Raw genomic sequence first — 20503 nt, 5'->3', positions numbered from 1 at the left:
ATCATCCAGACCACGCACAATCAAATACCGCGCGACTTCTGACTGGTTGGTCCCGTGGATAGCCTGCTCTGCCAATTCATCCAACGCATCAATGATTGCTTGCGACAAACGCAGTGAGATGTTCCCTTTGTCTTTCTTGGAGCGGGTTACTGGCATATGAATTTGTACCACAAGTGTAATACACTTGCACTACAACTGGTAGTATGTCATGTTGTTTTTGAAGCTAGAAATAGCGTCAAAAAATATGCCCCGCATCAACGAGGCTATAGTATAAGAAGTGAGACCTGGGTCGGAATCGAACCGACGTGTACCGAAATGCAAGCCCGGACGCATAACCATTCTGCCACCAGGTCCTAAGAGCCAGCTTAACACTGGCTCTTAGTCATTTCTACAACTTATTGTTAGAACACACTACATGTAGGTGAACTTCACCCACAGTGCCCAGCTGTAGACGGCGCAAATGACCGCTGCTTTTCAATAATCTGGCTGTTCAGTGGTGTTGGTGCCGGGATTCGCTGTTGCCGAAATCAGAATTCTAGCCAGTAAAGCAATTATGAGTTCTGCACCGCTCAAATCTTCAATGGCCGAGGATTTTCCCTTCGCGGTCGATCCACACTAGAAAGAAAGTACCTTGAGAAAAGAACCCATGTACACGGCCTTTTGGACCAACATCCAAACTGTACATTCTAACGTCTGGGCTGACTTCTTTTGGCAACAATTTCGAAGTCGAACCTTTGTGAGAGTGGCAAGTTTTGGTCACCGACGTCACGTCTGTTTCAGTCTTCGTTGCCATCTTCTCAATGAACCCGGAAAAGACCTTAAGTTCTCTTGGCTTCCATTTTGAGAAGCATTCTTTGGATCGCTGATAGTACCTCAAGTTGACAGACGCAGGCTTTCGCCTGTGTGAATGAACTTTTGTGACATCAAGCGAGCCCGGCTTCGCGGACTGACCAGAATTAATCCTAAAGGCTTGCTGTGGTTTCTTTACCAATTTTCTCGCCGTAGAAATTTCGCATGGTGAGTTTCGAAATAACTTTGCTCGAAGCTGCTTCAGGCGGAAGTCCGTCGCGGGCCTCAACCCACGGCGCTTCGCTATGAGTGAGCCTCTCCAATTTCTTTGCACCGAACTGACCATACTCATCGAAAACAGCTTCCAAGAAACCTTCGATTTCAACAGGAGGTCGCGTACCGGCTTCGGGTGGCAAAGCATCCCAACCATTGCCGCGATACTTCGCATATATAGCGCGCACAACAGGGCCGTGCGCCCATGCTTCAAATTCTTCGTCGATCAAGGGTTGGTCGAAATTGGCCAAGAACCAGGCATCGGCATAGTAGATTAGTTTTTGAAGTTTCAAGTGTGTAATCGCTTCTCCAGCACTTCGGTCCGCGTGGTTTAGAAACCAACGCGCAATGACCTTTGCTGGGACTGTTCTATTTTTTTCAAGCATGTCTATACCTCGACGGCATTGTACCAACTGCGCACATAATTTGGAATCCACTGAAACAAAGAGTCATCGACGAATCAAAACGAATACTTACCTGTGGTACTTAATAGTCGATTAACCATGCGCAACCACCAACGGCGGCTCCTTCGGAAACGATCGAATATCAAACCACTTGAAACAAGTGCCATCCGCATTTCGCATGTCACCCATATATAGCTGCGAACCAGTAGTTCGTTGCCGGATCAGCGCCGCTCGAAACGCGCGCAAGTCAATCAGCCACCAGCTTACAATCGATTGTCCGTCCGGTCCTGCATGGCCGTAGAACATCCAGTCCCCGTAGCCGTTTACTATCTTGGACAACTCTGTTTCAGCGCCAGTTGGCAGCTTGGCCCGAATGGTGAACTGATGCGGGTATCTGGCTGCATAACCATGTCGCCGCACCCTCGCCGCGATCCGCATGTCCTTGGCGTCCAGCATCAACAGGTCCGTGGCTTGGAAATGGTCCAGTGGATCTGGCGCGGCCTGCAGGAGTTGCGAACCGATGATGCTCTTTATTTCGGGCAAGAACTGGTCCGACCAATGCCGGTTGATGCTGTATTGGTACATATCAAATCTCAAAATGTAAAACGGGCGCAGGAAATGCCGCGCCCTTCTTTGGTACTTAAAATTCAGGTGTTGTCGGCAACCAGCCTTTCTAAGCCATCGCCTATTCCGATGACGGCGCTGCGGAGCCGATTCAGTTCTGGGTCCTGAATCGCTGCCTGAGCAAAATCAGAACAAACCAGTTGCAAGGCTTCAACTAGATTTCCGACGCTGATTAGCTTGAATTCAAAAGCCATCGCTTTTTCTCTGTCCGTCATGGCTGCACCCTTGGCAAGCTCACGCTGTCCAATCTTGCCGCCAAATGGTTTGCCATGCCACCGGACACTTTCAGCAGAGCCGTAACGCCGTTGGGATATGTGCCTTCGTTGTCGATTACAGCAGCCGACTCAATCAGGCTGGAAATATCTGTGGCCATTTCCTGGCATTCCTGGATGTATTTTTCGAGCGTGGCCGCACTTTCCCGGTTCGCGCTGGCGCGTTGTTCTTGCATTGCTATGTCCTCCGGCTGTAGTATTGATAGAAAATATATCATAACGAGCAGTGCAAATGTCAATAGAAATTCTATCAATTAGGCAAATCAAAGCGGCAAGGGCCCTTTTGGCTTGGTCCCAAATGGACTTGGCTGAGCGTTCAGGGGTTTCTTATCCAACCATAGCAAGGCTCGAAACCAAGGACGGACCTATTGGTGGCCGCAAGGATACAGCGGATGCGATACGCTCAGCTCTCGAAGCCCAAGGCATTCAGTTCCTGGACGAAGGCGACACGGCTAGCGGGCCGGGTGTGGTATCGGTCAGGAAGGATGGTTAGTGATATTCCACTTGGCGCCCTATCAGAAATTGAGCCGAAACTTCGCTCCGCCTGGGTATACAGAGCCCTGACTCGGCGGCTTTTTTTTACCCACTTAACTAAGTGATAGAAGTCATTATCTTTAGCCAATTGTACTCGCCCGATAGCCTTATACACCTCCGTCTTGGCATCCATGTGTGGCAAAATTCACTGACCGACGCGCCAGCATCAGTTAAACTGAATACGCTGGTAAGTTTGCGCGTATGTTAATTCAAGAATGCGAGATTTTATCGACCCCCCTCAATGGCCAGGACATGCATGCAGTATCTCTTTGGTGCGTAAATGAGGGGCCAGTGCCGAAGTTATGCCGACGGCAGAAGTTTGCTTGCATCAAACGGTCTCACAATGACTTGACCAAAGGATAGTGAACTAATTTTCCAAATTTTTTCAGCGTAATGTAATAACCCCCTGTTTTTCTCGACGTACGCCCAACTACCGACACGATTCTTTTCGACGATTGGTCTTGACATCGTCAGCTTGCAACCGGACTTGAAACTCCTCTAAGCTGGCCAAGATTATTATTGGCAAAATATCTTAGGATCGGGACTTTGTGTGAATTCCTCTCGACGTCTTTCAGAAGCGGTACCATTGTAAATGCAATGCTTCACCGAGTGGATCTGCCTATCGAAAGGGTTAACAACTCCTTCCGAGACGCCCGAAAGATTGGGCGACAGATAATCCCTAGAAAAGACGAGTACATTCGAGCCATAATTGGCGCCTATACATCGAAATCAGGTGCGGCAGTGAAATGCAAAGAAGGTGAAGAAATCACCGCCAGGTTTGACCCAGGTCTTATTCTGGACTTTCCGCTAATCACAATCGACACAGGAAAGTGGCTCTTCGCGGCACGCTCATGCCTCACTGTTTGCTCTGGGCGCGCTCAAAGTAAAATTTGGACCCGAGTTGTCAGCAACTGGAGTTATAACTCGAAGACTCTTTCTGAAGGAGATGTCAAAGAACTCCATGGTATTTCAAAGGCTTTCGCGGAATCGGCTAACGACGCCGTATTGAAATTGTACGAAAGAGACTTCTCCTTTGCGCAATCGGAAAGAATTAGGCTTGAGAAAGCAGGTTCCATTGATGTGTTCGCAGTAGATTGCGCTGGTGCAGAGATTTCATCCGCAATCAAGGACCACTATTCCGAGCTTACATGGATGGGCGGTGCGACCTCTATTCACCATTCTGAACTAGCAGATACTCTCAGAAGAATAACCACTTTATCGATGCCTAAAGTTGGTCAAGATGCGACTGTGACTCCTGAGTTTACTCTTTATGACGAATCAGAGTTTGTACCCTTCCATGCGAGCAACGGAGCCGACTCGGTTTTTGTAGCGACGACGGAGAATAACCACGCCTACATTGCTGGCCTTGTAGACGCGGGAAGTGCAAAATACTCTGATGAGAATCAAGGCAAGGCAAAACCACCTAAAAGTGTTGGAGCTACTGCTGAGCTTGCGACCCAAATCGGGTCTGCATACTAGTTTTGTTGAGTAACAATGTTGGGTTAGAGATTGAGTGATTTCAAAGACCGTTTTTTTAAGGCAGTAAAACCCTACCAAAGAGCGCACTTGACCCTCCAGGAGTATAGTCGCGCCGGGACAGTTGCGCTTGACAACGAGCAACTAGCTGAGCCTGCGTCAATTGGAGTACTTCTTAAGGCGGCCACAGACATAAACGGAGCCGAGAGAAAGCGCCTGTCAAAAAATTTGAGCGCCGAGAAGCTCCTCTCAAGAGAAAGCATAACTCTTTCCGCAGTTGGGTTTTCCCGTGATGATATCGCAGGCCTCTCCCTAGCGAAACATGGTATCGCAAACTGCTATCCGTTCAAAATGTTCGAAAAAAATGGTTTTTCGTTCCCTGATGTTAATGATGATGCAAATGAAGATGCGCTGTTTGATCCGGATGAATGGGAACGAGAGCGCTTGGACGCACTTGAGACAGCACTCAATCATGGCGCGAATATTATTTGTTTTGGGGAAACCGACTACGTAAAGTCAAAAGACCCAAGACGAGAGCAGGCGTTTCATGAAAAAATTAGAGCAAAAATAGACGCGGTTGATTGGCCAGTTTTCTTAGTTGCAGGAACAGGCTACGACCATGAGAATACAGGAAGCGGACACACCTGCCACAATCGAGCCAGGATATTCCCAAACAGAGAGCTTTTAAGTTTCGAACGTACAGATAGCCCTGAAATACCCATCCTTCACGACAAACTTCATGCTGCCGAGCGGACTGACGAGAGAATTTCACCACCTGACCGCCCTCACATAACTTACTACGATACCAATCTGGGAAACATAGCTGTTCTGATATGCGTTGATGCCTACAACCCAACAGTTGTTATGTCGCTTCTGAGAAACAAGGCGAGCCGAGGACTCGAATACATCGATTACATTCTGGTTCCATCCTTCAATACAAGCGAAAAGCTCTTTTATTCCTGCCAAGTTTTAAGCCTGCTATCAGGAAGTGTCGTGATGCTCGTTGATGCGTGCAGAGAAAAGTCTACAAAGCCCGCTGAGACAGCATTGTTTGTTCACGGGCGACTGTTCTCAGACCTGCTAAATAATCCAGATGAAGAGTTGGGCGCCTGCGGACAATACGAATCGCAGCCGCCACACTGTCCGGTAAGGAGTTTTCAGCTCTCAGTCGACTTTCTTCGTGAATTGCGTTTTCGTGAGAACGAAGTTACGCCAACGATGAACAGGGTTGGACGGCATTTTTTCGGAGTTTAGCCATCTATCAAGGGCGGCAGAGTGCTCTTCTGCATGTAACTCATTAGACCCCTGAGCGGCCTTTACAGTCGGGATGTCTGTATCCATCTTGTCTGTATGACAGTTGCCGACCTATCCATTTTTGAACTGTATTGTGTCGTAGCTGCGTCGGTCTTCCTGTATGCCTTCATCTGCTGGTCACTGTGGACTTTGGCTAGTGACAACGACCGACAACTTTCCTTACTCGGTTGGGGTGCTTTGGGCTGTGCCGGGATGATTGGAGTAGTAGGCCCCGTGCTATACGGGGCCTGGATACTTTACTCAGGACTTAACTGAGGCCCCGTAGCATTCATCATCAAAGCGCGAACAATCGTTTCCCGAACCTTATAGGGAGCTTTGGATATTGTGCTTTGCAGTTGTGCTGGCACACCGGCCTCAGTCAGCATTTTAGCAATCACCGGAGCAACCTTTGCTTCCCGGCCTGCTGTGGCCTTTCGGATTGCCGCTGCCCCGCCGTGTCGTGCCGCCAACAGAGCAGCTGCACCTGCGCCAGCACCTTGCAGGTCACCCGTGGTTGCAAACCCCGCACCGCCGCCGATTCCACCTAACAGGCTTTGCTCAATGAGCTGGCGCGCTGTAGTGGAATTCGCTGTCAGCGCTCGATGGGTATCAGCGAAGGTGCGCTCGTTCGCAATCTGACTGCGTACCGTTCGGGCTCCTTCCAGCCCCAATGCGGACTGCATGGCGTCCTGCTGCCGTCTCGGGCCGAACAGAGTGTCTAGCGCGCCGGGTGTGTCCCTGCGGTTCTGCAGGGCGTCTATTTTGCCAGCGGCGTAGCCCTGAGCGACCTCTACAGGATTGGACTTTGTCGCTGCCCGGGCCCGATCCGCATAGTTCGCAGAGCTCCGGGGTTTCGCGCCTTCTGCGCCAAGACGCACCGCGCTCTCCTTGGCAAATCTTTCGGCGGCCATATCCCGTGCGCCACCATACGCCGGTGTCAGGGCGTCTGTTCGCTCCCTAAGCCGCTTTGCCAGCATCCCTGCAACCGCCTGCTCGTTGGTCGGTCCCTGCCCGAGTGCGGGCCGAGCCATGTCGTCCAATGCTTTTTTGGCTTCATCCAGCACGGCAAGAGCGGAGGGTTCACCGGAAGCCCCTTCAGCGGCCATACGATCCCCGGCTAGACGTTTTCCTTGCTGGAACGCCTTGAGACCCATATCGGTCTGCAACAGATCATCAAACGCCGTTATATCAATATCGTGACCCAGAGAACGCGCCTCGGCATATGCACGGTCAATGTCAGGCTTAGCACGTGCACGAATGCCTTGGATTAAATCGTCCGCCGTTTGCGGTTGATCCATGCGCGATGCTCTAAGCAGCTTATCTGTCATCCGATCGCTCTGGCCCGCCATCCGGGCCCTGGATGCGCTTTCCAGCAACTCACGGGCCTCTGGGCTGGAATTGGCCGTAGAACGCGCCAGGGCGCGCCCACGTTCGCCCATGGCGTCCATCAGCATACCTTCGGGGCCAAGGTCATCCAGCTTAGCCGACGTATCAGGTGTCAGGGCCCGTGCGATACGTGCTTGCGCCTGAGAAGCAGGTTTACCGGCTCTGCGGGCGACATACCCACGGACGGCAGGGGCGGCAGAAAAGACGCCCGCTGCAGCACCACCAGTAGCCGCGCCGATACCGCCACTTTCTAAAGCTCCTATGCCACGATGCGCCAAGTCACCGTCTGTGTGACCAGCGCCTGCTAGGCCACCATACAGCAAGCCATCGCCCGCAGACCCAGCGACCACTTTACCCGGTGTCGAAGCCTTAGCCGCGAGACTCAGCCCAGCTTTGCCAATTCCCGCGACACCAGTTGCCAGCCCGGCCACATCACCAACTGTCGAGGCCGTTGGGTTGTTAGCCCGCGTAGCTTTTGAGCGCGCCTGTTCTTCGCCAAGGTTTTCACCGAAACTGTCTGTCTCGTGTGGAAACAAGCCGGGGGGCATTCCATATGCAACCGGACCAAGCGTTTCGGATAGTGCGCGGGCTTCGTCACCGAACCCGAACATTGCGGTATCAACCGCGCTGCGAACACCGGCCCCGATACTTTCGAAGTCGCGGATGTTGGCGCGCGGTACAATGCCGCTCTGGCGCAGGCCTGTCATTGCCCGTTCGAAGAAAGACGGGTCATAGGGGGCAACTGTCGAGCCGTCGCCATGTGGAGTGCCCTGTGCGGCCTTTGCCGCTGCTTGCCGCGCTTTCAATTGGCGCAGTCTGAGGTCTGAAATCGGATCGTTACTCAATATCCCAACTCCTGAAAGCGACGCGACAAGGCCTCTTGCTGGGCAGGCGTGAGGGTGTCTAAGTCAAGGTTGATGAGGTCGTTAAGACCCATCTTGGAATACTCGGCGACACCAACCTGGGTACCAGATCCGCTTGGCGCCAATCCGCCAACCTCTATTTGGCGGTACATCTCGCGCGCCTCTTCTTCCGGAATGCCCTCGTGAATGACGCGGGAATAGAGTTGTTCCAGTCGATCGAGGTTATAGAGGATATCTTCCTGATTCTGTGCCTGTTCCAAGCTGCCGAAAACTGACTGTAGCAAACGGTTTTCGAACTCGGACACCTGACCAAGCGCCCCGCCAGTGGGTGAGGCGTCGCGCATGCTTTGAAGTTTATCAAAGCCGATGTTGGCTTTGACGGTTGTCAGCCTGTTTTTCAGTGCGCCGGCACGGGTGTTGTCAATGGTAGACGCAATACTGCCAGTCAGCCCTGTTGCTGGGGACAAGGCTGATTGTCCCGCAATCAGTTCTTTAGCAATGCCGATTTCATCCATGACGATGTTGGCCGATGTGGTTTTGGCTTCAGCCGCTTTGGCGTCTGCAGCGCTAGTGTCCTCAGGCCCACCCGGTACCGGCTCATAGGACAATAATCTGCCTTGCTCATCCCTAATTGCACGGTAGCCTTTCGGGATCGCGGCTTCGGTCGAAACACTGACATTCGTTCCGCTGCCGCCAATCTGGGAAACCTTGCCGTTCGGCCCAATCTGATAGTTACCCGTTGGATCAAGGCCCATCTGGATTTCTTGCTCATCGGTCAGGAGGGAGTAGCCGGGCTGCGGGTTCTGCAACTTCTCAAGTTCAAGCTGCGCGCGCTTTATCTGCATTTCCCGCATTGGGTCATTGGCTTGCTCCCAGCGGTCATAGGCACGGGCGTCTGCCGCCCTGCGGTCTTTTAGTTCCGCCATGAGCATTGCCCGCTGGCCCTGATCCAACCAGGGGCTGGAAAGCGCCTCATAAAGCGCGCTGTAATCAGACTGCGGAGGTTGTGAAGGTTGTGGAGAACCGCCACCAAACTTGCTTACCCACTGATTTGCGAAGTCGCCCGCGCTCATGCCCGCTTCACCAGCATTCAAGGATACAGCGTCATTCCCCACAATGCTTGCGGCGCTTGCTTTGGGGTTTGATAGAAGTTTGGCCGCACCGCCCGCACCCTGTTGGTGGGCAAGGTACAATTCCCCAGATGTGGGCTCTCGGCCCAGTGCATTGCGCAGATGCGCCGCGTTGTCTGCTGCCAGTCGCGCCGCGGCTCGTGCGGCCGCCTGCGGATCGGTCTTGTCTGTCAACCCGTACTGCTGCGCTGTGCTGTCAATGAACTGGAAAATTCCACCGGCGCTGGAATTTGGATTCTGCGCATTGGGGTTCATGCCGCTTTCAATTTGGGCGGTTCGTTCCAAATATCCCGCTGGCAAGCTGTGCTCTTGCTCCAAGCTCTCGAACAAGCCGGGAAGGGACATGGCGTTGGGCTTGCCGAGTGCCGCCATGGCATCGTCACCGATTGCCTGCGCCTCTGAGCGCGGCTGAGTAAAAGAAACACCTGTGCTTGGGTTGGATGAATCGAATACACCGAAGCCCGTATTAGACGTAGCGGGCTTACCACCTGACAGGGCGGCGGCTATAAGGCTGTGCGCCTTTTCCTGGCCCTGCGTTTCGCTGCGTTTGATTTGCTTGTTCAATCCGCGCACCATCAAGGCATTCCCGATAGCGTGAAGACCTTCACCAAGATTTTGTGGCATCCGGTTTGAGTTTGCCATCAAGGCGTCTACAACCTGTCGCTTACGCTGCAAGTCATCATACGATACTCCAGTATCGCCACCAAAGACGAACCCCGTCTGCTTTTTAGTTGGTAGCCTCATCATGGCCTTACCTCATTTGATTTTTGACCCCTGGCTTTCATCATGGCCATTGCTTTGTTGATTTCCGCCCAGCGGGCCTTTGCCGCTTCTGATTGCTTTCTTCGACCTTCCGTAGTCTTAGCCCCAGTGGACGCGCCGCCATGCAGGCGGCAGCGTGTCTTGCCCTGCACTGGCTCCGACATGCAGCGTGTACCGCCTCGCAGCTTTGCGCCGCAAATCCGTGTTTCTTTCAGTGACATTTGCGATACCCCCATGTGATTGCGGGACCGTGCGAAAGGGGCAGCAACCCGGTTTGATGAAAGCCCGCTTGCTGATGTAGCCAGATGTTAGGCCAGTCCGTGGGGCTTACCGCAGTGATGTACTCGGGGCATTCTTCGTCCCAGAACGCGTTGACGATAGCTTTAAGTTCCTCGTCAGGGCATTCGCTGGTGTCGCCCAAAAAGTGCGTCTCCAGATTCCACACGTTTTGTATGTGGCTCAGGGAGAAAATGCCGAAAGTGCCGTTCAGCCTCCAATACTGAACCAATCCGCTACGGATCATCTCTGCGGCATTACCGGCCAATTCTTCAAACTTGTCTTGTCCGAATTCATGCGCCAGCGATATGCGTACCGCCTTTGGTTGTGAATCCTTCTTTTCTTCCTGCGCCACCTGCATTTCCGCCCTCATTACCTATTCAAGTATACGGTATCATAATACCCCATAAAAACAAGAACAAGATAGGAACATAACGCTACAATTGGTTCAGGTTAGATCCAAGTCGACAGATGAGCAGCCAAAGCAACTCTAGAGCTGTTTACCATCCGTTAACCAACCCGCCGTCATTGTTGTTGTGTGCAGGAAGGTACGGTGATGAAAAACCAGATATTGGGACAGTTGAAGGAAGTCATCGGCCGGGACAAAACGAGGTTTGGCAAGTTGGTCAAATACGACGGGCAGAATGGTTTTTCAGAGGAGGCGATGCAGGGGCTTGAGGATCTGGAAGCACGAACGCCGCCACCTGAATCAATCACTGAAACGGCGCACGCGCCCGGTTATGCTTACCGCAACCGCCTCTCGCCAACGAACGCAGCAGGGGGCGGTCTTGTAAAGGGCGATGACGGGGTGAAAAGACCGCACTATTGGGGGCATCGTGAGCGTCTGAGGACTCGGTTTCTCAAGGGTGGGCATGCACCAATGCCCGAATACGAACTGCTGGAACTTCTGCTGTTCAACGCAATTCACAGGATCGACGTCAAGCCATTGGCAAAGCGTTTGCTGGCTGAGTTCGGAGATTTGAATGGGGTGATTGCAGCTTCGAGGCACCGTATTCTGCAAGTCGATGGTGCAACCGAATGGGTCTACTATCACCTGCGCCTTGTTGAGGCCTTTGGGCAAAGGATGGCGCAAGCGAAAGTTCTGCAGCGGGATGTCGTTTCATCCTGGGAATCGTTGGTCACGTATTGTCGCACGGCAATGGCGCACCGCGAAGTTGAGCAATTCCGAGTTCTGTACCTGAACCGTAAGAACGTTTTGATTGCGGATGAAGAACAGGCCAAAGGAACTGTAGACCATGTGCCCGTCTATCCGCGTGAGATTGCGAAGCGCGCACTTGAACTGAACGCAAGTTCTCTCATCCTTGTTCACAACCATCCGTCCGGAGATCCTACACCTAGCAGGTCAGATATAGAAATGACCGAGAGGGTACAGGCGGCCTGTGACACACTTGGGGTTATGATTCATGACCACGTCATCATCGGTAAAGAACAGGAGTATTCGTTCAGCGCAAACGGGTTGCTCCTTGGTGTGTAGCCGATAGATTGGCGGAAGAATTTATAGGCAAGAAGAAGTTCTTATCCGATGAAGTACCTTTTCATAGCTGCGATATTTATCGCCCCGCTTGCGCATGCTGGCACCCTACACGTTCGGGACGCCGACACTATCGTTGTTGACGGAACACCCGTCCGGCTGAACGGCGTCGATGCGCCCGAACTCGGCACTCGATCTGGCCAGAACGCGAAACGGTGGATGGTGAACTATCTGCGCGGCAAGTCCATCTCCTGCGACCTGAACGGCGAACGCACACACGACCGCTGGGTGGGTGTCTGCTATGCTGACGGACAGGATATAGGCGCGGCAGTCATTGCCGCCGGTCATGCTCTGGATTGCGCCCGCTATTCGGGCGGGCGGTACAGGCACCTAGAGACGCGCGCGGCTAGGTCACGGCTCAAGCGGGCAGGGTATTGTACACGATAGTTTGAGGGAATACGTGGAATCTGTTTGCGAAAAGTGGTGGATGCCAAAAGGCATAAATGAACATACCTCTCTGCGTATCTGGCGATACATGGACTTGGCGAGGTATCTATCATTCTTGAACTCTAACAGCATTCGGCTGACGAGGGCGGACATGTTCGAGGACCCATTTGAGGGTTTAATCAATGATTCCACTGTTCAGGCAATGCAAAGCATTACCCCCGGCACTCCTCAGCCGTTTGAACAAGCGCGGAAATTTGCAGATCAATTAGAAGAAGATAGGCAGTCAACCTACGTAAACTGTTGGCATTGGAACAAGAAAGAGTCCGCAGCGATGTGGAAGTTGTATTCTAACAATGACTATTGCATCGCTATTGTCTCAGATGTTGCCAAATTGATTTGTCAGCTCCCAAAGCATGTCGCGTTCACCTTTGTTAACTATATCGATTGGGACACTGAATGTTTCGAGTCACCCAATAATTCAAAAGCGCCGTACTTTCATAAGAGGAGTGAGTTTTCTCACGAAAACGAGGTGCGGGTTGTCTACATGCAGAATCTACACGAACAGCTTGGAGGGCCAAGCCTCGTTCAAGGATCTGTCGGCATGGACCTGCCAGTTTCGGTGCGAGATCTTGTTTGCGAAGTCGTATTAGCCCCTCAAACACCAAATTGGGTCGCCGAAGCGGTGACTGAAACAACTCACAAGTTCGACAGGAATTTGCCAATTCGCGTTTCTTCGTTACTTGATTCGCCGCGTTCACACTAAGGAGTGACCATGAAGCCTTTCGACTATGAGAACAATGGAATCCAAGGTGTTGGTGTTTTTGCCGCAAGACAGCCTTTGCACTCTCTGTGCACTTCTGAGGCGGCGATAGACCGGGATATTCAAGCGCTGAAAGACGACTTGGACCGGGTCGCGAAGTTGATGAAGTCCGCTATCAAGCGGAACGCGGAGGAAGATCCACTATAAGGAGCAGACGATGTCCGACGTAGACTCAAACGAAAAGTGGTTTTGGGACAAGCTGTAGATTGTAGGCAAGGTTGCTCTGCCTATAGTAATCGGCGGCGCTACTATCTGGTTCAATTCGCAAATTCGCGAGCGTCAACAATCTGCAGAAATGGTAAAGATCGCGGTCGGTATCCTTAGTGTTGAACCAGAAGGCGATGAAAGTGATGCGCTTCGAAATTGGGCAGTGGATATCCTGTCTGAAAAAGGCGGTTTGAGTGAATCTGCTGCTGCTATTCTTCGCACAAAGGCTTTGAGTTTTCTTGGCGGATCACTGTTATACAGCGTCGACGAAGAAAACGATACGGCGGATTTTAAAATCCAATTTGGCTTAACTGAAGGTCAACAATAGGGAGTGTCGATGTCTGCTCTACGGGAGAAAGCTACCTTTCGCTGCAAAGAAGTGATGGTCCGCTTTCCGCACCGACTGAATGCGTGAGGCTCTAAGTGCATGACCACTCTGGAAAATTCCTTTGATAGTAACTGGCTATTATGAAAGCGGTAGCATTTGTCTAGAAAGTGAGGCCCGAATAGTGTACTTTTCCCATTACAACAACTGACAATTAGTAAAAACTTGATTTGCCATAAGGATCTAATCTTCTAGGAGATTTGTTGTGATACGGTTTTTGGCGGCTTTGATTTTTGTGTCAAATTATGCAGTCGCAAATGCACAGAACTATCCACCAGGGTCGTTCCAAATTGATGGATACCCTTTTAGCTGCCAGGGAGCTTGGACAATAGTCACCCCCCAGCTAGATAACCTCGGCCGTTCCAGTCCCGGCGGGCCGATATACCTTCGGTCAGATCTCGCTGGTTATCCTACGGCATTTATCGCGTTCCTCTATGCGCATGAGTGTGCGCATCATTTGGGCCAAATGAACGAAACCGCAGCCGATCAATTTGCTGTATGCATTGGCAAGCAACAAGGTTGGTTGAGCCCTCAGGGAATCTTGCAAGTTTGTCAGGTCGCCCTTCCGTCTCCAGGTTCTTGGTATCATCTACCCGGACCGCAACGGTGTGCCGTAATGCTAGATGCCTACGAAGTCTGTTAGATGATAACTCAGCTATGAAAACTCCAGCACGGAAAAAACACATTGCGCTAAGGAAATCACAAAAACGCAAACACCTTCAACACGATGAATTGGAAGTACGAATTGATCAATTGGAGGAAATCGTAGATGGCGCAAAGAAGTCAAAACTAGATTCGCTCAAGGAGTGGGGTGGCGTGGCGGCACTGATTGTGGCGTTGCTGTATACTTTCCCACTAGGAGTATGGGATCGCTTCATATTATCCGCTGAGGCACGAAGAGCTTCTGAAGTTTCAGCGCTTAAGGAACTCGTTGTCGAACTTTCCGACGTAACTGCTACCACAGCATCAAACGTCAGTCAGATATTGGACGCCGAAACCCGAAACATCTACATTAGGGCAATGAGCACAAAGCAAGTCACGCTGCTATCACGAAATAGAGATAGAGTAAGAAATTATGTGAACGAGCTTGAGGCCGAAGAGATTGTGATTTTGGCCTACACCTTTGGTCAAACTTCGCAAGTAAAATATGCAGATGAACTCTACGACATAGCAGCTAGTAAGGCGGAGCTTCAGGCAAATCCATCCCTGGTTTCTGACGTCTACAGGCTAAAGGGAGCTTTGGCCTATAGCGAGCCGACTGGTGTTACCATCAGCAGGGTTCGAGAAAACTATGCTCTCGCAGTTGAAAGCTTGCGGTCTTTCAATTCGGACCCCTTTCGACATCAGTCAGCAAACAGCATTGCAGAATGGGCGTTGTTTGAGATGACATCGGGAGATTGGCTGTGCGGAATACAGTTGCGCGAACGCGCGTTCAACCTGCTCAACTCGGTCGCTGTTCCCAACATTCAAACAATGACCATGTATGAAACTTTCAAAATGAATTTTGCGCCCTTGGCAAAGAACGCCAACCAATCCGCAGAAGGCTGCCCAACAGAATACGAGACATTGATAAAGTAGTCGAATTTTATTTTCTCTACATCACCCTCAAATGCAGAGAGACCTTGGGTTAGACCTTACAACAATCCCTTTTTTCGTAAATACGTCAATGACCGTTCGCCATTTTGCTGAAGAAAGCGGACATTCATCTACGGTTCGACATTATTCATTAGGACTCAGAGCGGACAATCGAAATTCAACAATAGGGAGCAACAGCGTTTGATTAGTATTGTAGATTTTTTTCATGGGTTAACGATTTAGACGGTAATTTTGTTGACCTATTTAAGTCTCTTTCGACTGTAGGATTGGGTGTTTTTCTTACAGTCAAGTATGGGATTCGACGCTTTGTGAAAGAGAAATGGTGGGAAAAACGTGAAAGCGCCTATGACGCAGTTATTTTTGCCGCATACGAGGCACTCCAAGCTGTCAACGAAACATTGGAAGCAGAGGCAACGGGAAAAAGAATTACAGACGGTGTAGATCGTGAACACCAAGCCAAGATGGAGAAGTTTCGTGACCGTTTGTCGGAGGCAAAAATCATAGGTTCGCTCAAGTTTTCAAAAGAATTCTTAGATAGGACTAATTTACTTGAGAGTGATCTTGATGAGGCTGGTGAGTTACCCGGACGTGTGACGCAGAGTTTTGGAAAGCAGCTTGCTGACATACAAGGCGCTTACAGAAATTGCCTCAAAGATATGCAGGACGTCGCTAGGAGAAATTTGGGGCTTGCCGACGATGGGTCGAATCGCATCATCGGCAAGCTGCGAGAGTTGTTTTGCAGCGATGTAGATCAACAATAAGGAGGCAGGACATATGGCATGCCAGTGCGAAAGCTGTAGTCGAGAGATTGTCATGGATACCGTCATTCCCCACGATCTATGGAAGCGGATCAGCCCAAGAAAAGACGAAAGTGGTTTGCTGTGCGCGACCTGCATCGTTGACCGCATAGCTGAATTGGACTTGGGTCGGGAATGGGTGGCAGCACGGCTTATCCCGGCGCATCTGTAGATCACAATGAGGAGCATGGATAATGGCTGATTTAGTTGATCGATTGCGCCATGAGGTGAATATCGCCAGTGGGACTGTATCACCGCTCAGAACTGAGGCGGCACACGAGATTGAGCTGTTGCAGATGCAAGTAGATTACTGGCGCGGTCAGGCTGAATTGAACGCTGCTGCCAATCGTTCAGTGCCTGGTGAAAACTCACTATCAGGATCTGTAATATACCGGTTCGCTGTCCTGATGTTGCCGGATGGAACAGCCCGAGTTTTTCCAGAGGGGAAAAGCGCGGCTGAAGCTGAATGGCGCGAAAACAAATCTGAAATGACGGGTGCACTCATTCTTGAGTGGTTTGATCGTGAGGCAATCGCCATAAGGAAGGACGCCGTTACAACTCGAAATATGGATGTCTACCGCTACGATCAAGAAAGAGATTTCTGGGTCAAAAGTGGCTACTGATTTGTAGTGATGAAGTTCACAATAGGGAGGACAAATTTTCTTGACGGACTTTTCGCAGTATCGGGCGCAATTCGGCCGAATTGTTGCGTCGACGGCCATTTTAGTTTTGGGGATAATCATTGTTGTACTCTCAATCGTTCTGGTTCGAAGCCTGCTGACCGAAATTATTTTGTGGCAAGCCTCAGCAAGTGACGAACACCTAATACGGGGTATTCTCCTCAATAGTTTGACCGTGTTGGGGGTAGTGTATCTGATTGTTCGTAGTGTTTTGAAAAGTTTCCTTGAACGGTTTCTAAGGTATGTCGCGGGTAAAGACCGAGCCAACAAAAGCTTGCAACCAAAATTGGCCCTTTTGGTCTTATGCGCCTGCCTTGGTTACAGCTTTGCTGTTCCAGAGGCATTTGCCAGAGCATATGAGGTCCTGTCTCAAGTTGGTGATTGCCTAGATCCAATAAACGAGATGGACTTCGAGTTCTTCTCTTTTACGACATTCACCACGCTAGGGTATGGGAACGTAGTCCCAGTGGGTCAGTGCAGAGGTGTGGCAATGGCGGAGGCAATGATGGGAATGTTGGTGCTTCCACTTCTTATTGCCCAAGGACTGTCCACTCTCGGTGCATTCTACTCCCGAGCAAAAGAACAATAAGTGGAACTGTAGTTGACAGTAAGGAGGGCGAGCAAATGGGTCGCTACAGGGGAAAGTGTGTGGATTGTGGTTGGACAGCACATCCCAACGCTAGGGCTATCAGTACTAAACGCTGCCCAATGTGCGGAGGGGGAGTTTACATCCCCGATGAAGACCGACCCTTGGTTGTTAAGTTTACCCTGTTTGTGGTTTTGTTTTTGCTACTTTTTGCGGCTTGGACTTTCAGTCGATAGTTGCAGTACAGCCTGTAGTTCACAAAAAGGAGCAATTCACCCACCACATGGCAGCTCAGCGGCTGGGGTGCCAAAACCGAGTTAGCGACTCTGGGTAATCGACGGACGCGTCGGGCGGGTGAGCACTAAACAGGAGGCGAGAACCATGGAGTTGTTGAAAGGTCAGAAGATCGCACACATTGAAGCCGGAACCGAGGGCCGGTTGATCCGCCGACTTATGGCTTTCGCTTCCCGAAATCCCGCGTGGTGTGCTCACGGCCCGGTCGAACGGTATCCTGGTGATCGGGGGCAAACGATCCTGAGGCAAGAAGTGCGCGCCCTGAAAATTGTAGACGACAAATAGGAGCGCCTGATGTCGGCTCTGCGGACTTTGTCGCCCTTCGCCTGTCTGGGGTTAAAGACCGCAGGCAGCCCAAAGCGGTCGTTCATCAGCTGGTCTCGTTGACCGTAACGCGGGTAACACGGTCACAGAAAACTCGACAGTGGAAGTCGGTCTTGGGTGGTTATAGTCTCAAATCTGAGATTTGCGTGCTTCTTGGCCAAAAAAGCCAGGAATTAAAGTCCTGCTGCACCCAAGATATCAAACTTGACACTTCCGACATGCCGTCCTCGAGTGACTGCTCACGCACCTCAAATCGCCTGTACTTTGTCACATCGGCCGCAAAGATCCTTGCCAATTGACCGACCTCATCTGAGGCACGTTCTTCGTGAACGCTAAATATGTCCACCGGTCCGAACAGTGTTTGGATTTGATCACTACCAAAGCCAAAGTTGTTGGTGGAAATCGAACAACTATATGGCGAACTATTGGCCCATTGTATTATCGGGAAGTAAAGCGTGTAGCTAACCGGAACTCCTTTCAGTTCGCGGATTTCAACTCTGTTGAACGGAAGGGGGCCGACAAATGAGTAGGGGTTAGGTGAGTGAGTTAGAGATGTGTTTGTGCACAAGTCAGAGAAGGCTTGATAGGGGTCATCTATTAAGCGCATCTGTCCAGTGATTTGGATTTTGGCAAGTAGCGCCTTTTCGATCGTATCTACAATAAAGTACTCGTCTTGGCCGAATTTTAGTATCTCTTGAATTATGTACGGTGGGAAGACACTTGTAGAACTTGGAAATAGCTCGCTGTTTCCAAATGAGAGGAGCTCAGAAAATTGCAGAAGAGCTGTTGAATATGCTTCTGGAACGAGCGCTTCAGGCAAGAGTTTCGCCGAACTATCTAGATACGGAGCGTGAAACCCAACGACTGCACCTGGCTCAATGTATCGGCTGAGGCCACACGTTGCTGCTGTGCAATCATGGCCGAGCATTAGGATCAAAGCGCAAGATGAGAGGCACTTGTCTCCATCCCTGACAAGGGTCGTCAACCCTCCTAGACTCTTAGGTCCTAAATTCTCCGCAAGTTCCAAAACCGCTTCAAGCGATCCGCCATTTGAGTTAAGGCACAAAGATGGTGGACGAATATCGCGTTTGAAACTCTCAATCTCCCTTATTACTTGGCGAATTTTTGTAGTTGTAATACGTCCTTCTAGAGTAACATCGCATCTGAAAATATCGTTTCTTTCTAGCCTTGGCTCAAGCTGGGCGAAGAATAAGCGGGCTTCTTCTTCGGTGAGGTTGCCCGAGTCGTTCCACGCCCTCTCAATTACTTCGATTTCCTTTTCATCAAAGTTGAATACCCCGGGTTCGAACGACCGAAACTCCCGCTCGAAGAAATCTGCCGGATGGTCGCTTTCATCGGTATCCGCGCTAAAACTGCAGGATTGAAGGCAAAACACAGCTATGTAACAAAAGAGATAGCGAAGGGTCATGTCTGCACACTCTGTTCAAGGACTTGAAACGCTTTCTACTAGGGCGAGTTTGGACATCTAGAAGGTTTAGGGCAACGATAATGGTATTTCGGTTTCGAAGAAGGGTTATGTCCTTTGTGCTCTTGAGGGGAGTGGAGCTTTTGCTGGTCACATGTTTTGCTGCCGCATTTGCTAGTCGATCTGAAGCTGAAACTGAGTTGCTTGTTGACGCCAAGGACTTACGCTTGGTGGTCGCTAATTTTGCCGGATATATAGCTGAGTATCCAAAACCTCCGATGGTCATCATTCTTGAAAATGCACCGAACCCCAAAATTAGTGTGAAAGACATTAGACTGTTATCTGAAAATACTGTCGCGATCAGGCCCACAGACCCCAAAAAGGTCCAAAGAGTGCTGTCGCTCGATGGTTCGGACATTACATGTTTTCGAACTAGGGCAGAGAGATTACTCGAGAGTATTCCGTCAGAAGGGTTGGTCGACCTGCAAGTGGTCAGGAGTAATGTGTGTGAGTGACGTCCCGACATTCAAGAAGGTCGTCGATGTACTTGGACTGTCGATCGCGTTATTTGGCGTTCCAGCATTCTTCTACAGCCAGTATCTTGAAAATCACTCTTTGCGCGTTGAAAGATCGCTTGCATATGCAAGTCAATTGAATGACGAACCGCTTCTTGAGAAGCGCCTTTTAATCATTTCAGCGCTGTCCTCGCCTGAAAGCATGGTGTTGTTTTTAAGTGGTCCTTCTGAGTTACAATTGGCTTCCCATATTGGTTCGCTTGCCGATTCTGATGCAGAATTGCTAGAGGCTATATTGTCACTAACGCAGTTCTTTGATGAGGTCGGAGCCTGCAATGCTACTGAACTCTGTGATGCCGCTACGTTGAATAGTCTGTTATCTGCGGATGCGGAAGACACCCACAAGCTTCTCGGACCTTTCATCTCCTCTTTCTCGGAGCAAAACTTGTTGCCGCGGTTTGGGTGCGGACTTTCTGAGTTTTCTGGAGCAGACGACAGAGTTCGGTGCAATTAACTGAGAGGCACTCTTTTTGGTTAAGAGGCTTAACAGCGCTCGCCGCTATGAGGGCAAGAATGCCAATTGTCCAGCCAGCAATCCATGCGACCTTCAATAAGAGGTTCACCAACGGATTTGTAATGAGTGTAGCAATCGTTTCGATCATCAATGTTCTGTAGGCCCCAAACTTCCACTCATCTGAAATGGGTGTTGGCCACCAGAATCTCAGGGTCCGGTTTGGTGAAGCCGCACAGAAACGAGTGAGGACACTACAACAACTCGGAACGGGACGGTTTGGAGGCTTTGCAAAGTCTGCTTCCTGCACAGTCCTGCCGCTGCATTTGGTGCTCTGGGCA

At 50.7% G+C, this 20503-nt stretch carries 25 protein-coding genes and 1 tRNA gene; 15 read left to right on the top strand and 11 right to left on the bottom strand.

The features are described from left to right. Nucleotides 1-280: 280 nt before the first annotated feature. The 6 genes from AC2FH6_RS12110 to AC2FH6_RS12085 form a co-directional block, all read right to left on the bottom strand. Nucleotides 281-353: transfer RNA gene (locus AC2FH6_RS12110), tRNA-Ala, on the bottom strand. 224 nt (nt 354-577) lie between these two features. Continuing rightward, complete coding sequence (locus AC2FH6_RS12105) at nt 578-877, bottom strand: MAG6450 family protein (protein ID WP_496702992.1); 300 nt, start codon at nt 875-877, stop codon at nt 578-580. Nucleotides 878-962: 85 nt separating this feature from the next. Beyond that, complete coding sequence (locus AC2FH6_RS12100; RefSeq protein WP_496702816.1) at nt 963-1448, bottom strand: Panacea domain-containing protein; 486 nt, start codon at nt 1446-1448, stop codon at nt 963-965. 111 nt (nt 1449-1559) lie between these two features. Next, the gene (locus AC2FH6_RS12095) at nt 1560-2051 is read right to left on the bottom strand and encodes a hypothetical protein (RefSeq protein WP_496702814.1); all 492 of its coding nucleotides are present in this window, start codon (nt 2049-2051) and stop codon (nt 1560-1562) included. A gap of 62 nt (nt 2052-2113) precedes the next feature. Continuing rightward, nucleotides 2114-2305, bottom strand: coding sequence for a hypothetical protein (locus AC2FH6_RS12090; RefSeq protein WP_496702812.1), 192 nt, complete (start codon nt 2303-2305; stop codon nt 2114-2116). Beyond that, complete coding sequence (locus AC2FH6_RS12085; protein WP_496702810.1) at nt 2302-2538, bottom strand: hypothetical protein; 237 nt, start codon at nt 2536-2538, stop codon at nt 2302-2304. Before AC2FH6_RS12085 ends, AC2FH6_RS12090 begins: the two co-directional genes overlap by 4 nt. A 56-nt stretch (nt 2539-2594) precedes the next feature. Between AC2FH6_RS12085 and AC2FH6_RS12080 the strand changes: the two genes are divergently transcribed. The 3 genes from AC2FH6_RS12080 to AC2FH6_RS12070 all read left to right on the top strand — a co-directional run bounded on the left by AC2FH6_RS12080 (nt 2595) and on the right by AC2FH6_RS12070 (nt 5626). Continuing rightward, nucleotides 2595-2855: a helix-turn-helix transcriptional regulator gene (locus AC2FH6_RS12080; protein ID WP_496702809.1), complete on the top strand. Its 261-nt coding sequence runs from the start codon at nt 2595-2597 to the stop codon at nt 2853-2855. Between the two features lie 782 nt (nt 2856-3637). Continuing rightward, nucleotides 3638-4375, top strand: a complete 738-nt coding sequence (locus tag AC2FH6_RS12075) for a hypothetical protein (RefSeq protein ID WP_496702807.1) — start codon at nt 3638-3640, stop codon at nt 4373-4375. Nucleotides 4376-4405: 30 nt separating this feature from the next. Continuing rightward, nucleotides 4406-5626: a hypothetical protein gene (locus AC2FH6_RS12070; protein ID WP_496702805.1), complete on the top strand. Its 1221-nt coding sequence runs from the start codon at nt 4406-4408 to the stop codon at nt 5624-5626. Nucleotides 5627-5922: 296 nt separating this feature from the next. On the opposite strand, the gene AC2FH6_RS12065 is transcribed toward AC2FH6_RS12070, so the two are convergent. Genes AC2FH6_RS12065 through AC2FH6_RS12050 form a run of 4 tightly spaced genes read right to left on the bottom strand, consistent with a single transcriptional unit; the run spans nt 5923 to nt 10443 of the window. After that, nucleotides 5923-7896, bottom strand: a complete 1974-nt coding sequence (locus AC2FH6_RS12065) for a hypothetical protein (protein WP_496702803.1) — start codon at nt 7894-7896, stop codon at nt 5923-5925. Then, on the bottom strand, nt 7893-9791 hold the full coding sequence (locus AC2FH6_RS12060; RefSeq protein WP_496702802.1) for a transglycosylase SLT domain-containing protein: 1899 nt from the start codon (nt 9789-9791) through the stop codon (nt 7893-7895). Before AC2FH6_RS12060 ends, AC2FH6_RS12065 begins: the two co-directional genes overlap by 4 nt. Next, nucleotides 9788-10027 carry an HGGxSTG domain-containing protein gene (locus AC2FH6_RS12055; RefSeq protein WP_496702801.1) on the bottom strand — a complete coding sequence of 80 codons (240 nt, stop codon included), beginning with the start codon at nt 10025-10027 and terminating at the stop codon, nt 9788-9790. Before AC2FH6_RS12055 ends, AC2FH6_RS12060 begins: the two co-directional genes overlap by 4 nt. Next, complete coding sequence (locus AC2FH6_RS12050) at nt 10018-10443, bottom strand: hypothetical protein (RefSeq protein WP_496702799.1); 426 nt, start codon at nt 10441-10443, stop codon at nt 10018-10020. The genes AC2FH6_RS12055 and AC2FH6_RS12050 overlap by 10 nt, the downstream gene beginning before the upstream one ends. A 195-nt stretch (nt 10444-10638) precedes the next feature. Between AC2FH6_RS12050 and radC the strand changes: the two genes are divergently transcribed. The 11 genes from radC (at nt 10639) to AC2FH6_RS11995 (ending at nt 17671) form a co-directional block, all read left to right on the top strand. After that, nucleotides 10639-11577 (top strand): RadC family protein, encoded by a 939-nt coding sequence (radC, locus tag AC2FH6_RS12045; RefSeq protein ID WP_496702797.1) that lies wholly within the window; start codon nt 10639-10641, stop codon nt 11575-11577. Between the two features lie 48 nt (nt 11578-11625). Continuing rightward, nucleotides 11626-12021, top strand: a complete 396-nt coding sequence (locus tag AC2FH6_RS12040; RefSeq protein ID WP_496702796.1) for a thermonuclease family protein — start codon at nt 11626-11628, stop codon at nt 12019-12021. Between the two features lie 151 nt (nt 12022-12172). Further along, nucleotides 12173-12784, top strand: coding sequence for a DUF2971 domain-containing protein (locus AC2FH6_RS12035; RefSeq protein ID WP_496702795.1), 612 nt, complete (start codon nt 12173-12175; stop codon nt 12782-12784). Nucleotides 12785-12793: 9 nt separating this feature from the next. After that, the gene (locus AC2FH6_RS12030; protein ID WP_496702793.1) at nt 12794-12988 is read left to right on the top strand and encodes a hypothetical protein; all 195 of its coding nucleotides are present in this window, start codon (nt 12794-12796) and stop codon (nt 12986-12988) included. Nucleotides 12989-13136: 148 nt separating this feature from the next. Then, entirely contained in the window at nt 13137-13376 is a 240-nt protein-coding gene (locus AC2FH6_RS12025) for a hypothetical protein (protein WP_496702792.1), read from the top strand. A 714-nt stretch (nt 13377-14090) separates the two neighbouring features. Then, nucleotides 14091-15011: a hypothetical protein gene (locus AC2FH6_RS12020; RefSeq protein WP_496702790.1), complete on the top strand. Its 921-nt coding sequence runs from the start codon at nt 14091-14093 to the stop codon at nt 15009-15011. Between the two features lie 326 nt (nt 15012-15337). Next, on the top strand, nt 15338-15790 hold the full coding sequence (locus AC2FH6_RS12015; protein WP_496702788.1) for a hypothetical protein: 453 nt from the start codon (nt 15338-15340) through the stop codon (nt 15788-15790). A 52-nt stretch (nt 15791-15842) separates the two neighbouring features. Next, a complete protein-coding gene (locus tag AC2FH6_RS12010) occupies nt 15843-15998 on the top strand; it encodes a hypothetical protein (protein WP_496702786.1) in 156 nt (51 codons plus the stop codon). A 22-nt stretch (nt 15999-16020) separates the two neighbouring features. Beyond that, a complete protein-coding gene (locus tag AC2FH6_RS12005) occupies nt 16021-16449 on the top strand; it encodes a hypothetical protein (RefSeq protein ID WP_496702784.1) in 429 nt (142 codons plus the stop codon). A gap of 40 nt (nt 16450-16489) precedes the next feature. Next, nucleotides 16490-17095 (top strand): ion channel, encoded by a 606-nt coding sequence (locus AC2FH6_RS12000; protein ID WP_496702782.1) that lies wholly within the window; start codon nt 16490-16492, stop codon nt 17093-17095. 378 nt (nt 17096-17473) lie between these two features. Continuing rightward, the gene (locus AC2FH6_RS11995) at nt 17474-17671 is read left to right on the top strand and encodes a hypothetical protein (RefSeq protein ID WP_496702780.1); all 198 of its coding nucleotides are present in this window, start codon (nt 17474-17476) and stop codon (nt 17669-17671) included. Between the two features lie 160 nt (nt 17672-17831). On the opposite strand, the gene AC2FH6_RS11990 is transcribed toward AC2FH6_RS11995, so the two are convergent. Further along, entirely contained in the window at nt 17832-19139 is a 1308-nt protein-coding gene (locus AC2FH6_RS11990; protein ID WP_496702778.1) for a hypothetical protein, read from the bottom strand. A 504-nt stretch (nt 19140-19643) separates the two neighbouring features. Between AC2FH6_RS11990 and AC2FH6_RS11985 the strand changes: the two genes are divergently transcribed. Then, the gene (locus AC2FH6_RS11985) at nt 19644-20165 is read left to right on the top strand and encodes a hypothetical protein (RefSeq protein WP_496702776.1); all 522 of its coding nucleotides are present in this window, start codon (nt 19644-19646) and stop codon (nt 20163-20165) included. The last annotated feature ends 338 nt before the right edge of the window (nt 20166-20503 follow it).

Source organism: Ruegeria sp. CDSC045 (assembly GCF_059610725.1).
This window is presented reverse-complemented; position numbering and strand designations above follow the sequence as displayed.